The organism is Streptomyces sp. SCSIO ZS0520, from assembly GCF_025643355.1.
In the GTDB taxonomy this organism is placed as follows: domain Bacteria; phylum Actinomycetota; class Actinomycetes; order Streptomycetales; family Streptomycetaceae; genus Streptomyces; species Streptomyces physcomitrii.
Window position 1 is genome coordinate 982,038 of sequence record NZ_CP092644.1, and the last position, 12,774, is coordinate 994,811.

The 12,774-nt window shown below is 73.6% G+C and carries 8 protein-coding genes; 4 read left to right on the forward strand and 4 right to left on the reverse strand.

Features of this window, described 5'->3' with window-relative positions; genetic code table 11:
• Window positions 1–138 precede the first annotated feature (138 nt).
• Complete coding sequence (locus tag MID12_RS03330) at window positions 139–1,683, reverse strand: DUF1800 family protein (protein WP_263164765.1); 1,545 nt, start codon at window positions 1,681–1,683, stop codon at window positions 139–141.
• 340 nt (window positions 1,684–2,023) lie between these two features.
• Between MID12_RS03330 and MID12_RS03335 the strand changes: the two genes are divergently transcribed.
• A complete protein-coding gene (locus MID12_RS03335; protein ID WP_263164767.1) occupies window positions 2,024–3,964 on the forward strand; it encodes a propionyl-CoA synthetase in 1,941 nt (646 codons plus the stop codon).
• 166 nt (window positions 3,965–4,130) lie between these two features.
• Here the strand turns inward: MID12_RS03335 and MID12_RS03340 are convergent, their stop codons facing one another.
• Window positions 4,131–4,883, reverse strand: a complete 753-nt coding sequence (locus MID12_RS03340) for a PaaX family transcriptional regulator C-terminal domain-containing protein (protein ID WP_040246615.1) — start codon at window positions 4,881–4,883, stop codon at window positions 4,131–4,133.
• A gap of 223 nt (window positions 4,884–5,106) precedes the next feature.
• Here MID12_RS03340 and MID12_RS03345 point away from each other — a divergent pair, with 223 nt between their 5' ends.
• On the forward strand, window positions 5,107–6,768 hold the full coding sequence (locus MID12_RS03345; protein ID WP_263164770.1) for an acyl-CoA dehydrogenase family protein: 1,662 nt from the start codon (window positions 5,107–5,109) through the stop codon (window positions 6,766–6,768).
• Window positions 6,769–6,820: 52 nt separating this feature from the next.
• Complete coding sequence (locus tag MID12_RS03350; RefSeq protein ID WP_263164772.1) at window positions 6,821–7,606, forward strand: crotonase/enoyl-CoA hydratase family protein; 786 nt, start codon at window positions 6,821–6,823, stop codon at window positions 7,604–7,606.
• A 31-nt stretch (window positions 7,607–7,637) separates the two neighbouring features.
• Here the strand turns inward: MID12_RS03350 and MID12_RS03355 are convergent, their stop codons facing one another.
• On the reverse strand, window positions 7,638–9,020 hold the full coding sequence (locus tag MID12_RS03355; protein WP_263164774.1) for an aspartate aminotransferase family protein: 1,383 nt from the start codon (window positions 9,018–9,020) through the stop codon (window positions 7,638–7,640).
• A gap of 289 nt (window positions 9,021–9,309) precedes the next feature.
• On the opposite strand from MID12_RS03355, the gene MID12_RS03360 reads away from it, so the two are divergent.
• A complete protein-coding gene (locus MID12_RS03360) occupies window positions 9,310–10,746 on the forward strand; it encodes a gamma-aminobutyraldehyde dehydrogenase (protein WP_040246621.1) in 1,437 nt (478 codons plus the stop codon).
• 95 nt (window positions 10,747–10,841) lie between these two features.
• Here the strand turns inward: MID12_RS03360 and MID12_RS03365 are convergent, their stop codons facing one another.
• Window positions 10,842–12,437 carry a family 20 glycosylhydrolase gene (locus MID12_RS03365; protein ID WP_263164778.1) on the reverse strand — a complete coding sequence of 532 codons (1,596 nt, stop codon included), beginning with the start codon at window positions 12,435–12,437 and terminating at the stop codon, window positions 10,842–10,844.
• Window positions 12,438–12,774 lie beyond the last annotated feature (337 nt).

Sequence of the window (12,774 nt, forward strand, 5' to 3'; positions counted from 1 at the left end):
TCGGCGCTAGTCCGTCTTGGTGCTCGTTCGTCTTGGCGCTCGTCCGTCTTGGTGCCTGTTCTTCTTCGTGCTCGTTCGTCTTCCGACCTGTTCGTCCGCGGCTTGTTCGTCCGCGGCTCCGCCGTCGGGAACCGGCGCTCAGGCGAGGACGCTGTACTCCGGGCTGGTCAGGGCGATGGCCAGGCTCCGGGCCGGGTCGGCGGAGGCGTCGGTCAGTACCGCGCGGGTGCTCTTGCTCCACTCCCGGACGCCGAGCAGCCGTGCCAGTGCCTCGGGACGCTCCCCCGCCGCCTCCTTCCGGATCCCGGCCATCGCCTCCGTGTCCCGGGCGGCGCGGGTCACGTACTGGGCGAAGGTCAGGCGCGACTGGGCCGCGGCCGTGGTCAGCCAGGCCGGACCTGAGGGCCAGCCGCCGACCGAGGGCGGCGCGAAGGGCGTCTGGCCGAGGCCGCCGAGGGAGCGCAGCAGCACCCGCCCGCCCTGCTCGGGGAGTCGGCGCGGGCGCAGACCGAGGAGGCGCAGCGTCCCGACGACGTACTCGACGGGCTGTTTGACGAGGACGTTGTCCGGTTCGGTGAAGGCGGGGTCGGTGAACAGGGCGCGCAGCATGGCGGTGACGTCGCGGCGGGCGCCGAAGGCCTCGGTCAGCCGGTCCAGGCTCGCCCGGGAGGGACTGTTCTCGGCGGAGACCAGCCAGCCCCACCAGCGGGTCGCCAAGTGCCGTGCGCAGTCGGCCTCTTCGGTGAGCAGGTCCACCAGCGCGCGGGCGTCCAGATCCCCGGAGTGGCCGAGCACCGTCCTGCTGCCCCCGGCGTGGCGGCGCGCACGGAAGCGGGCCCGGGGGCCCTGCTCGGCGCGGCGGTCGACCGTCCAGCCGGTGAGCGCCTTCGCGGCCTCGCGGACATCGGCCTCGGAGTAGTTGCCGACGCCGAGGACGAACAGCTCCATCAGCTCCCGGGCGAGGTTCTCATTCGGCGCCTCGGCGGTGTTCTTCGGGGCGTCGAGCCAGATCAGCAGGGCGGGGTCGCGCACCATGGCCCGGGCGAGGGTGCGGAAGTCGCCGCCGCCGAGCCGCCGGAGGGTCTCGTTCTGCGCGAGCATCGCCTGGCCCGAGCGCACCTTGCCGATCGAGGTGGCCCAGTGCCCGTGCCAGAGCAGCGTCCGCTTCTCTCGCCAGGGCCGCTCGGCGGCCACCATGCGGTCCAGCCACCAGAGCACGGCGTCCTCCCGCTGCCCGCGCAGCGCGGACCGGTAGGCCTTGCGGGCGTCCTCGTCCGCCGCCTCGCCGTCCTCTCCCCCGCCGTCTCCGCCGGTGCGGGAGGCGTCCTGCGCGGCTGCGTTCCGTACGCCGTTCTGTACGCCGCTCCGTACGTCCCCGGCGGCATCCCGCTTGCCCCGCTTCTCCGAACTCCCCCTCTCCTCTGCGGACTTGGAGCCCTTCTCGGACTTGGACCCCTTCTCGGGTCCGCCGGGCTTCTCGGGGCGTTCCGGGAGCGGGCCGAGGGCGGGGGCCGGGGTCGCGGTGGCGCCCGGGTCGTCGCCCTCGGCGAGGACGGCGGCCAGCGTCTTCGCGTAGCCCGCTCGCGCGGCGGCGGTGACATCCGTGGCCGCGGCGGTGCCGAATCCGGTCCGTTGCAGCAGCCGCGCCACCCGGGCGTCGGCGTCGAGTTCGGAGGAAGCCATAGGCCGACGGTGGCAGCGCACCGTGGGACAGCGGTGGGCCGCCGGTGGGAATCCGGTGGGAACGGACAGCCGGACCCCGCGCTCCCGGCTCCCTCCCTCCGGTGCTCCCCCACTCCCCCACTCCCCGCTGCCGACTCCCGGCTCCCCGCTCCCCGCTCCCGGACCGGCCCTTGACCTGCCTGACGAGGTGTTATCGACTGTGCCGGTACAGCGGTCGGCCGGGCGGTTCAGGGGGCGTGCCGCCCCGGGCCCGGGGACGGGAACGCCGGACGCGCCCGTCCCCGTACGTCCTCGACCGCCCCACCCCGAACCGCCGCCCCACCGATCGGAGACACCTTCCGTGAACGCAGCCGAGCCCGCGCCCCAGCCCGCGTCCGCACCGGGGAGCCGGGCCGCGCGCCCCGGCGAGGGCCCGTACGCCGAGGCCTTCCGGCAGAGTCTCGCGGCGCCGGAGGAGTTCTGGCTGGCGCAGGCCGGGGCCGTCGACTGGACCCGGCGGCCGACGAGGGCGCTGGACGGGTCGGCGGCGCCGCTGTACCGCTGGTTCCCCGACGGCGAGCTCAACACCTCGTACAACGCCCTGGACCGGCATGTGGAGCAGGGCCGGGGCGAGCAGACCGCGCTGCTCTGGGACTCACCGGTGACCGGGGCGAAGGCGCGCTACTCCTACGCCGAGCTGCTCGACCTGGTGGCGCGCTGCGCGGGTGGGCTGCGCGCGCTCGGCGTGGCCAAGGGCGACCGGGTCCTGGTCTATCTGCCGATGGTGCCCGAGGCGGTGGTCACCATGCTGGCCTGCGCCCGGCTCGGCGCCGTCCACTCGGTGGTCTTCGGCGGCTTCTCGGCGAAGGAGCTGGCGGCCAGGATCGACGACGCGGCGCCGAAGGCCGTCGTCGCGGCCTCCTGCGGGATCGAACCGAACCGGGTGGTGGACTACAAGGCCATCGTCGACGAGGCCTACGCGCTCGCCGGGCACCGCCCCGAGCACCTGGTGATGCTCCAGCGCGAGAGCGCCCCGGCCGCGCTCGGCCCCGGCGACACCGACTGGGCGGAGCTGCTCGCGACGGCCGAACCGGCGGCCCCGGTACCGGTCGCCGCCACCGACCCGCTGTACATCCTCTACACCTCCGGCACCACGGGCCGCCCCAAGGGCGTGCTCCGCGACAACGGCGGCCACGCGGTCGCGCTCACCTGGTCGATGCGGAACATCTACGACATCGGCGCGGGTGACGTGTGGTGGAGCGCCTCGGACGTCGGCTGGGTCGTCGGGCACAGCTACATCGTCTACGCCCCGCTGCTGGTCGGCGCGACCACGGTGCTCTACGAGGGCAAGCCGGTCGGCACCCCGGACGCCGGCGCCTTCTGGCGGGTGGCCGCCGAGTACGGGGTCAAGGCGCTGTTCACCGCCCCGACGGCCCTGCGCGCCATCAAGCGCGCCGACCCGGAAGGAGAGGCGCTCGCCGCGTACCGGCTGCCGTCCTTCCAGGCCCTCTTCCTCGCCGGGGAGCGCCTCGACCCGGAGACCTACCGCTGGGCGGGCGAGCGGCTCGGGGTGCCGGTGGTGGACCACTGGTGGCAGACGGAGACGGGCTGGGCGATCGCCGCCAACCCGCGCGGACTGGAACCCCTGCCGATCAAGCCCGGCTCCCCCACCGTCCCGGTCCCCGGCTTCGACGTCCGCGTACTTCGGCCGGACGGCGGCGAGTCGGGACCGGGCGAGGAGGGCGCCATCGCCCTGCGGCTTCCGCTGCCGCCGGGCGCGATGCAGACCCTGTGGGGCGACGACGAGCGCTGTGTGAAGGAGTATTTCGAGGCGTACCCCGGCTACTACTCGACGGGCGACGGCGGTTACCTCGACGAGGACGGGTACCTCTTCGTCCTCGGGCGTACGGACGACGTCATCAACGTGGCCGGGCACCGGCTGGCGACGGGCTCCATGGAGGCCGTCCTCGCGGCGCATCCGGCGGTCGCGGAGTGCGCGGTGATCGGGGTCAGGGACGCGCTCAAGGGCCAGCTCCCGCTGGGGCTCGTGGTCCTCAAGGCGGGCGCCGAGGTGGCGGAGGAGACCCTGCGCCGGGAACTCGTCGAGGCGGTCCGCCGGGACATCGGCCCGGTCGCCGCCTTCCGCGATGTGCTGGTGGTGGACGGCCTGCCCAAGACCCGCTCGGGCAAGATCCTGCGCAAGACCATGCGCCAGATCGCGGACGGCCGCCCGGCCGAGGTGCCCTCCACCATCGAGGACCACGCGGTACTGGAGGCACTGCGGCCCGCTCTTCAGCGGTAGGCAACGGCCGGTCCGTACAAAGGCAGATGAGGGCTCGGCTCCGGCCCCGACGCAGATGCGGTGGGGCCGGACCGCCGCCCGCCCGGTGTCGCCGGACCCCTGCCCGCCGGGTATCACCGGACCGCCGCTCACCGGGCGTCCACCGCCCCGGGTGACCGGGCGGCGCTCAGGCCCCCGCGCGCCCCGCCCGCCCCAACGCCACGAGTTCCCCCTGGTAGCGGCCGTAGGCGGCGCGCAGTTCCGCGGCAGGCCAGTGCGGCGGGAGCAGGGCGGCGGGCAGTACCGGGTCGGCGAGGAGGTGGCGGACGGCGGCCGCGGCGAGGGTGAAACGCTCGGCCGGGCGGTTCGCCGCCTGGAGCCGGTCGAGGAGGGCGGTGCCGGTGCGGGCCCAGCCGTCGAGATCCCAGAGGCCGTTCGCCAGGGCGCCGGGCTCGTCCTCCGGCCGGGCGGTGAACTTCCGTACCAGGTCGTCGAGTTCGGGGGGCAGTGCGCGGTCCAGGTTCGCGGGGCGCAGCCACAGGCCCTCGCGGAGTTCGGCCAGGCGCAGTTCGCTCAGGCGGGTGCGGAGCGCGGCGCGGTCGGCGGCGCTGCGTCCGGTGACCGTGACCGCGAGCATCTCCCAGCCGCCGTCCCAGTCGCGGGTGCGCGGGTGGATCGCCTCGTCCTGGCGCCGCTGCCGCTGGACGAGGCGGTCGCTGAGCCGGTAGGTGCCCTCGGCGCGCAGCAGGTCACCGGCGGCGACCATCCGGGTCAGGGCGACCCGCAGGGTCTGCTCGCTGATGCCGAACAGCTCGGCGATACGGACCAGTTCCCGTACCGGCTGCTCCGGCGGATGGGAGCCGAGGAGGAGGCTCAGGACGACGGAACGCGCGGTGAGCGGCCGCAATTTGAGCGCGTCCGCCGGGGGTGGAGCTGCCATGTCCGACCCCTTTCCGGCTGCCGTTCCCCGCGCCTTCGGCCGGGCCCCCTCGGTCCGGCCCGCCGCGCCGCTGAGCTGCCGCGTTCCACCGTCGCGCGGCCGAGGGGAGGCTATCAGCGGCCCGGGACAGCGCACCGGACCGGCCCGAGCGAGCCGCAGGGGCGTGCGACCCGTCGGCATTACAGTCTTGCTGCGGTCGCATCGTCAGCGTAATACTGGCCTCATGGTCACCCCACTGAGCACCGCGCGGCCCGACACGCACGAGGTCACCAACCAGCCGCCGCCGATCGCCCCGTACGACGCCTCGGAGGACGCCGCGCTCCTGGAGGGCCTGGAACGCGAGGGTGCCGCCTGGGCGGTGCCGGACGTGCGCCGGCTGGGGCGGCTGGCCGGGAGCCCGGAGGCCCAGCGGTGGGCGGAGCAGGCGAACACCCATGAGCCGGTGCTGCGGACCCACGACCGGTACGGCAACCGGATCGACGAGGTCGAGTTCCACGAGAGCTGGCACCAGCTGATGCGGGTGGCCGTGGCCGAGGGCGGCGCCGGGGCCGCCTGGGCCGACGACCGGCCCGGCGCCCATGTGGCCCGCTACGGCGGGGCGCTGGTCTGGGGCCACACCGAGGCCGGGCACGGCTGCCCGACGGCGATGACGTACGCCGTGATCCCCGCGCTGCGCCAGCAGCCCGAACTGGCCGCGGTCTACGAGCCCTTGCTGACCAGCCGGGTGTACGACCCGGGGCTGCGGGTGCCGACGGAGAAGCGCGGGCTGCTCGCGGGCATGGGGATGACGGAGAAGCAGGGCGGCTCCGATGTGCGGACCAACACCACCCTCGCCGAACCGGCGGGCGAGGAGGGGCTCTACCGGCTGCGCGGGCACAAGTGGTTCACCTCGGCGCCGATGTGCGACCTCTTCCTGGTCCTCGCCCAGGCGCCCGGCGGCCTCTCCTGCTTCCTGGTGCCGCGGGTGCTCCCCGACGGCAGCCGGAACACCTTCCGCATCCAGCGCCTCAAGGACAAGCTCGGCAACCGCTCCAACGCCTCCTCCGAGCCCGAGTTCGACGGGACGCTCGCCTGGCGGGTCGGACCCGAGGGCCGGGGCGTCAAGACGATCATCGACATGGTCAACTGCACCCGCCTGGACTGCGTGGCGGGCTCGGCCTCGCTGATGCGCAAGGCGCTGGTGGAGGCCGCGCACCACGCCCGGCACCGCTCCGCCTTCGGGGCCCGCCTGATCGACCAGCCCCTGATGCGCAATGTCCTCGGCGATCTGGCCGTGGAGTCGGAGGCGGCCACCGCGCTCACCCTGCGCCTGGCGGGCGCGGCCGACCGGGCGGTGCGCGGCGACGAGGGCGAGCAGGCCTTCCGGCGGCTGGCGACCGCGATCGGCAAGTACTGGGTGACCAAGCGGGCGCCCGCCTTCACCGCCGAGGCGCTGGAGTGCCTGGGCGGCAACGGCTACGTCGAGGACTCCGGCATGCCGCGGCTGTACCGGGAGGCGCCGCTGAACTCGGTCTGGGAGGGCTCGGGGAACGTCAACGCCCTCGATGTGCTGCGCGCCCTGGCCAAGGAACCGGCCGCCGTCCAGGCGCTCACCGACGAACTGGCCCTGAGCCGCGGCGCGGACGCCCGGCTGGACGCGGCGGTCACCCGGCTCGGCACCGAACTCGCCGACCTGGACGGCATCCAGCTCCGGGCCCGCCGCCTGGTCGAGCTGATGGCGCTCGCCCTCCAGGGCTCCCTGCTGGTCCGGCACGCCCCCGCGGCCGTCGCCGACGCCTTCTGCGCCACCCGCCTCGGCGGCGACGGCGGCTACGCCTTCGGGACGCTGCCGCACTCGGCGGACCTCGGCGCGATCCTCGGCCGTGCGGGACTGGCCGAGCGGTGAGAGGCTCCGCGTACCCCCGTCCCACTCCCCCGCACGCCTACGGAGGCCTCGTATGACCGTGGTGGTCGAGCGGCACGGGCCGGTCGCGGTGATCGGCCTCGACCGGCCCGAGGTGCGCAATGCCGTGGACGCCGCGCACGCCGCCGCGCTCACCGAGGCCTTCGCGGAGTTCGACGCCGATCCCGAGGCGGCGGTCGCGGTCCTGCACGGACGGGGCGGGAACTTCTGCGCGGGCGCCGACCTCAAGGCGGTGGCCCGCGGCGAGGCGGTGGTCGGCCCGCCGGGTGAGGGCCCGGCGGGCATGGGCCCGACGAGGATGCTGCTCGGCAAGCCGGTGATCGCGGCGGTCGAGGGGTACGCGGTCGCGGGCGGACTCGAACTCGCCCTCTGGGCCGACCTCCGGGTGGCCGACCCGGGGGCGGTGTTCGGGGTGTTCTGCCGCCGCTGGGGGGTGCCGCTGATCGACGGCGGCACGGTCCGGCTGCCGCGCCTGATCGGCCAGTCGCACGCGCTCGACATGATCCTCACCGGCCGCCCGGTCGGGGCCGAGGAGGCCCTGCGCATGGGCCTGGCCAACCGGGTCAGCGCCCCGGGCGCCGCCCTCGACGAGGCCCTCGACCTCGCCGGTCGGCTGGCCCGCTTCCCGCAGACCTGCCTGCGCCAGGACCGGCTCTCCCTCTACGAGCAGCAGACGCTCCCGCTGCCGGAGGCGCTCGCCGCGGAGTGGCGGCACGGCGAAGTCTCCCTGGCCGCCGACACCTTGGCGGGGGCGGCCAGGTTCGCGGACGGCAGCGGGCGGCACGGCGGCTTCGAAGAGCCACCGCCACCGGCGAGCTGAGAGACCCGCCGCCGGGGCCCCGGAGCGCACCTCAGATCAAGGTCCAGGCCTCCGTGAGCACGGCGCGGATGATCTGCTCCATCTCCTCGAAGACGGACTGGTCGGCGATGAGCGGCGGGGAGAGCTGGATGACCGGGTCGCCGCGGTCGTCGGCCCGGCAGTAGAGGCCGTTCTCGTAGAGCTTCCGGGAGACGAAGCCGTAGAGGATCCGCTCGGACTCCTCCTCGGTGAAGGTCTCCTTGGTGGCCTTGTCCTTGACGAGCTCGATGCCGTGGAAGAAGCCGTTGCCGCGGACGTCGCCGACGATCGGCAGGTCGCGCAGCTTTCCGAGGGTGCGGGCGAAGGCGTCCTCGTGGTCGAGGACGTGCCGGCACAGGCCCTCGCGCTCGAAGAGGTCGAGGTTGGCGAGGGCGACGGCCGCGGAGACGGGGTGCCCGCCGAAGGTGTAGCCGTGCAGGAACATGGTGTCGCCCTCGTAGAAGGGGGCGGCGATGCGGTCGGAGACCACCGCGGCACCGATCGGCGAGTAGCCGGAGGTCATGCCCTTGGCGCAGGTGATGATGTCGGGGACGTAGCCGAATTTGTCGCAGGCGAAGACGGTGCCGAGGCGCCCGAAGGCGCAGATGACCTCGTCCGAGACGAGCAGCACCCCGTGGCGGTCGCAGATCTCGCGCACCCGCGCGAAGTAACCGGGCGGCGGCGGGAAGCAGCCGCCCGCGTTCTGCACCGGCTCCAGGAAGACCGCGGCCACCGTCTCGGCCCCCTCGAAGAGGATCTCCTGCTCGATCTGGTCGGCGGCCCAGCGGCCGAAGGCCTCCGGATCGTCGCCGTGCACGGGGGCCCGGTAGATATTGGTGTTGGGCACCTTGTGCGCCCCGGGCACCAGCGGCTCGAAGGGGGCCTTGAGCCCGGGCAGGCCGGTGATCGACAGGGCGCCCTGGGGGGTGCCGTGGTAGGCGACCGCCCGCGAGATCACCTTGTACTTGCCCGGGTTGCCGGTGAGCTTGTGGTACTGCTTCGCCAGCTTCCAGGCGGTCTCCACCGCCTCGCCGCCGCCGGTGGTGAAGAAGACCTTGTTCAGATCGCCGGGCGCATGGTGCGCGAGCCGCTCGGCCAGCTCCACGGCCTTGGGGTGCGCATAGGACCACACGGGGAAGAACGCCAGCTCGGAGGCCTGCTTCGCGGCCACCTCGGCCAGCTCCCGGCGCCCGTGCCCGGCCTGGACGACGAAGAGCCCGGCAAGCCCGTCGAGGTAGCGCCGGCCCTGCTCGTCCCAGAGGTGCACCCCCTCACCGCGCACGATCACGGGCACCGGCGACTTCTCGTACGCGGACATGCGGGTGAAGTGCATCCACAGGTGGTCGTACGCGCGGGCTGACAGGTCGGTTCGGGCATGTGTCTGCGCGGTGCTCATCGGGTCCCCAGGTCTCGGTTCCGGTCGCGGTTCTGCGTGCGGTCTGCCACGCCCACAGGGTGCCTCAGCGGCACCGCCGACCGCAAGCCGCTCTCCACCGATTCCGTCGCATCAGCCTTTGATGAGAACTGAATCAGTCGCTAGAGCGCAGATCGGATGCGGATAAGGTACGTTCCCCGGAAGCCGGACCCCGGCGTCACCCGTAGGAGATCCGGTGCGCCGGACACGGGCGGACCAGCACACGGGAGACCGGACCGGCCGTCAGACGAACCACATCCCGAGGAGACCCATGAACGAGCTCCGGAGCCTGCGCAACTACCTCGGCGGCCAGTTCCGGGACGCCGCCGACGGGCGTACGAGCGAGATCCTCGACCCGGTGACCGGGGAGGCCTATGCCACGGCCCCGCTCTCCGGGCCCGCCGATGTCGACGCGGCGATGCGCGCGGCGGCGCGGGCCTTTCCCGGCTGGCGCGACACCACGCCCGCCGAGCGGCAGAGGGCGCTGCTCGCCGTCGCGGACGCCGTGGAGGCGAGGGCGGCGGAACTCGTCGCGGCCGAGAGCAAGGACACCGGCAAGCCGCCGGCGCTGACGGCGAGCGAGGAACTGCCCGCCATGGTCGACCAGATCCGCTTCTTCGCCGGTGCCGCCCGGCTCCTGGAGGGGCGCGCGGCCGGTGAGTACCAGAGCGGGCTGACCTCGATGGTGCGCCGGGAGCCGGTCGGGGTCTGCGCCCAGATCGCCCCCTGGAACTACCCCCTGATGATGGCCGTCTGGAAGTTCGCGCCCGCCCTCGCCGCGGGCAACACCGTGGTCCTCAAGCCCTCCGACACCACCCCGGCCGCCACCCTGCTGCTCGCCCGGATCGCCGGGGAGTTCCTGCCGGACGGCGTCCTCAACGTCCTGTGCGGCGACCGCGACACGGGCCGGGCGATGGTCGCGCACCCCACCCCGGCCATGGTCTCGGTCACCGGCTCGGTGCGCGCGGGACGCGAGGTGGCCGCCGACTCGGCGCCCGGCCTCAAGCGCCTCCACCTGGAGCTGGGCGGCAAGGCCCCCGTGGTCGTCTTCGCCGACGCCGACCTCGCCAAGGCCGCCGGGGAGATCGCCACGGCGGGCTTCTTCAACGCGGGCCAGGACTGCACGGCCGCCACCCGCGTCCTCGTCCAGGACAGCGTCTACGAGGAGTTCCTCGGCGCCCTGCGCGACCGCGCCGCCGAGGTGCGCACCGGCGCGCCCGACGAGGAGGGCGTGCTCTACGGGCCGCTCAACAACCTCGCCCAACTGGAGCGCGTGAGCGGCTTCGTGGACCGGCTGCCGGAGCACGCCGTCGTCGAGACCGGCGGCCACCGGGTCGGCACGCGGGGCTACTTCTACGCCCCGACCGTGGTCTCCGGGCTGCGGCAGGAGGACGAGATGGTCCAGCAGGAGGTCTTCGGGCCGGTGATCACCGTGCAGCGCTTCACCGACGAGGAGCAGGCCCTCGCGTACGCCAACGGCGTCGCGTACGCGCTCGCCTCCTCGGTCTGGACCCGCGACCACGCCCGCGCCATGCGCATGGCCCGGGCTCTGGACTTCGGCTGCGTGTGGATCAACACCCATATCCCGCTGGTCGCCGAGATGCCGCACGGCGGCTTCAAGCAATCCGGCTACGGCAAGGACCTCTCCGCCTACGGCTTCGAGGACTACACCCGCGTCAAGCACGTGATGACGTCACTGGAGTCCTGACGACGTCCTGCGGCCCCTGCCCGCCCGCCCGCCCGCTCGCGCGCGGCGGGCCGGGCGGGGCCGCAGCCCTGCTGGGCGGCCCTGCCCGGTCGGCCCTACTCGGGCCGGGTGTCCGGCAGATAACCGGTGCCGGGGCCCTGGCCGACCGTCGCGAGCCTGTCGAGGAAGGCGGAGTAGTCGCTGCCGGCGGCCCGCGGCGACCACATCTTCTGGGCGAGGGTGGCGAAGCTCTTCTCCACCAGGCGGTGCACGTCGAGTTCGGTGTAGTCGGCGTGCACCAGGTCGTTCCAGACGGCGGGCATGGCACCCAGCAGCCTCGGGTCCTGGGCCGGGAGATCCTGCCCCTCGCCGAAGACGTGCGGGGCCCACTCGGAGAAGATCCAGCGGCCGTCGAGTCCCTGGCCGTGGTAGTAGTCCGCGTACGGCACGACGTACAGCAGCGCGTCATTGGAGTTGATCACGTCGTAGCCGTCGGCGGTGGCGGCCTTCGGCCCGTACCACTCGTTGTTCCAGCTGTTGAGGGTCAGCTCCTTGTCGTAGCCCTCGCCCCCGCCGGACATCACGCCGAAGCTGCCCCAGGCGCCGACCTGCTTGCCGAGGCCGCGCACATACGGGGCGATGGTGTTGACGTAGCCGCGGTAGTCGTCGACGTACTCCTTCGGGTACTCGTCGGCGCCGATGTGCACGGCCGGTCCGCGGAACCAGGGTGTGAACTCGCGGTAGACCGACTTCATGAACTCCGTGGTGGCCGGTTTGCCCAGGTCGAGATGGTCGGAGTTGCCGCCGTTCAGGCCGAGTTCGGGCTTGAAGGCGATGAAGGAGCGGGCGTGCGCGGGGGCGTCGATCTCGGGGACCAGGGTGACCCCGTTCGCGGCCGCGGTGTCCTCGAAGGAGTCCCAGTCGGCCCGGCTGTACGCGCCGTCGGTGGCCGCGAGCCCCCTGAACTCGGGGTTGTCGGTGGCGAGCCGGAAGGCGGACTGCGCCTTCGACCAGTCGCCGCCCTCCGGCTTGATCTCGTTGTCGTTCAGGTGCAGTTGGAGGGTGTTCATCTTCAGCCAGCCCATCCAGTGCAGATAGGACTCGATGAACTCCGGGGTGAAGAAGCGCCGCCCGACGTCCAGCATGAAGCCGCGTACCGCGTAGTCCGGGAAGTCCACGGCGGTGCCCACCGGCAGGCTCCGGTGGTCCGGGGAACCGAGCAGGCTCTGCAGCAGGGTGCGGCTCGCGTAGTAGGCGCCCTTGTCCGCGGCGGCCACCAGCTCCACCCGGTCCTCGCGCACGGTCATCCGGTACGCCTCGGGGCGCAGCGCGGGCTTGACGGCACCCAGCTCGGCCCGTGGATCGAGGCGCAGGGAGATGTCCCCCGGCCTCGGGCTCCCGGTGGCCACGCGCAGCTTCAGCGGGGTCAACTCGGCTGCCTCCCGGGCCACTTGGCGGGCCAGTCGGCGCACCGGCGCGGAGGCACCGGCGGGGACGACGATCCGGCTCCGGTCGCCGAGGGCGAGCCTGCCGGTGCCGCCCTGCCAGTCCTGGAGCGCGGGGACGACGCCCGGCGGGGCCTCGTTGACCTCGGCGGACCGGCCTCCGGGCGCCGCACCCGCGGCGGCGGACTCCATGGCCGGGATCACGGCGAGCGGGGCCGCGAGCACCAGGCCCGCGAGGAGCGGTCTCAGGGACGACCAGAGCTTCATGAGCGTTACTCCGAAGGCTGTTGTGGGGGGTGAGGCCTTACGGCGACCGCACGCGGGGGGGGGAGGTGCGGGCGAGCGGGCGGTATGGATCCGGCCACGGGGACGCGAGCCCCGAGCCGAGAGGGGGACGAGCACCACCGTGAATTGGTCTACACCTATTGTCAATACATCCACCCGGCCCGAACCACCCGAACTCCGCCAAGCCGCCGCTTCTTTGCCCGCCCGTTATGCCGGAAAGCATCCCCACCGAGGCCCGATCCGACGAGAGCCACCGAGGCCGGTGAGGCGCCGAGCCGCGAACACCCGGAGGCCGGAACCCGCCCCCGGCACCCCGACC

Coding starts and splice junctions, on each gene's coding strand:
- MID12_RS03365 (WP_263164778.1), bottom strand. CDS start 12,437: ATGAAGCTCTGGTCGTCCCTGAGACCGCTCCTCGCGGGCCTGGTGCTC.
- MID12_RS03360 (WP_040246621.1), top strand. CDS start 9,310: ATGAACGAGCTCCGGAGCCTGCGCAACTACCTCGGCGGCCAGTTCCGG.
- MID12_RS03345 (WP_263164770.1), top strand. CDS start 5,107: ATGGTCACCCCACTGAGCACCGCGCGGCCCGACACGCACGAGGTCACC.
- MID12_RS03330 (WP_263164765.1), bottom strand. CDS start 1,683: ATGGCTTCCTCCGAACTCGACGCCGACGCCCGGGTGGCGCGGCTGCTG.
- MID12_RS03340 (WP_040246615.1), bottom strand. CDS start 4,883: ATGGCAGCTCCACCCCCGGCGGACGCGCTCAAATTGCGGCCGCTCACC.
- MID12_RS03355 (WP_263164774.1), bottom strand. CDS start 9,020: ATGAGCACCGCGCAGACACATGCCCGAACCGACCTGTCAGCCCGCGCG.
- MID12_RS03350 (WP_263164772.1), top strand. CDS start 6,821: ATGACCGTGGTGGTCGAGCGGCACGGGCCGGTCGCGGTGATCGGCCTC.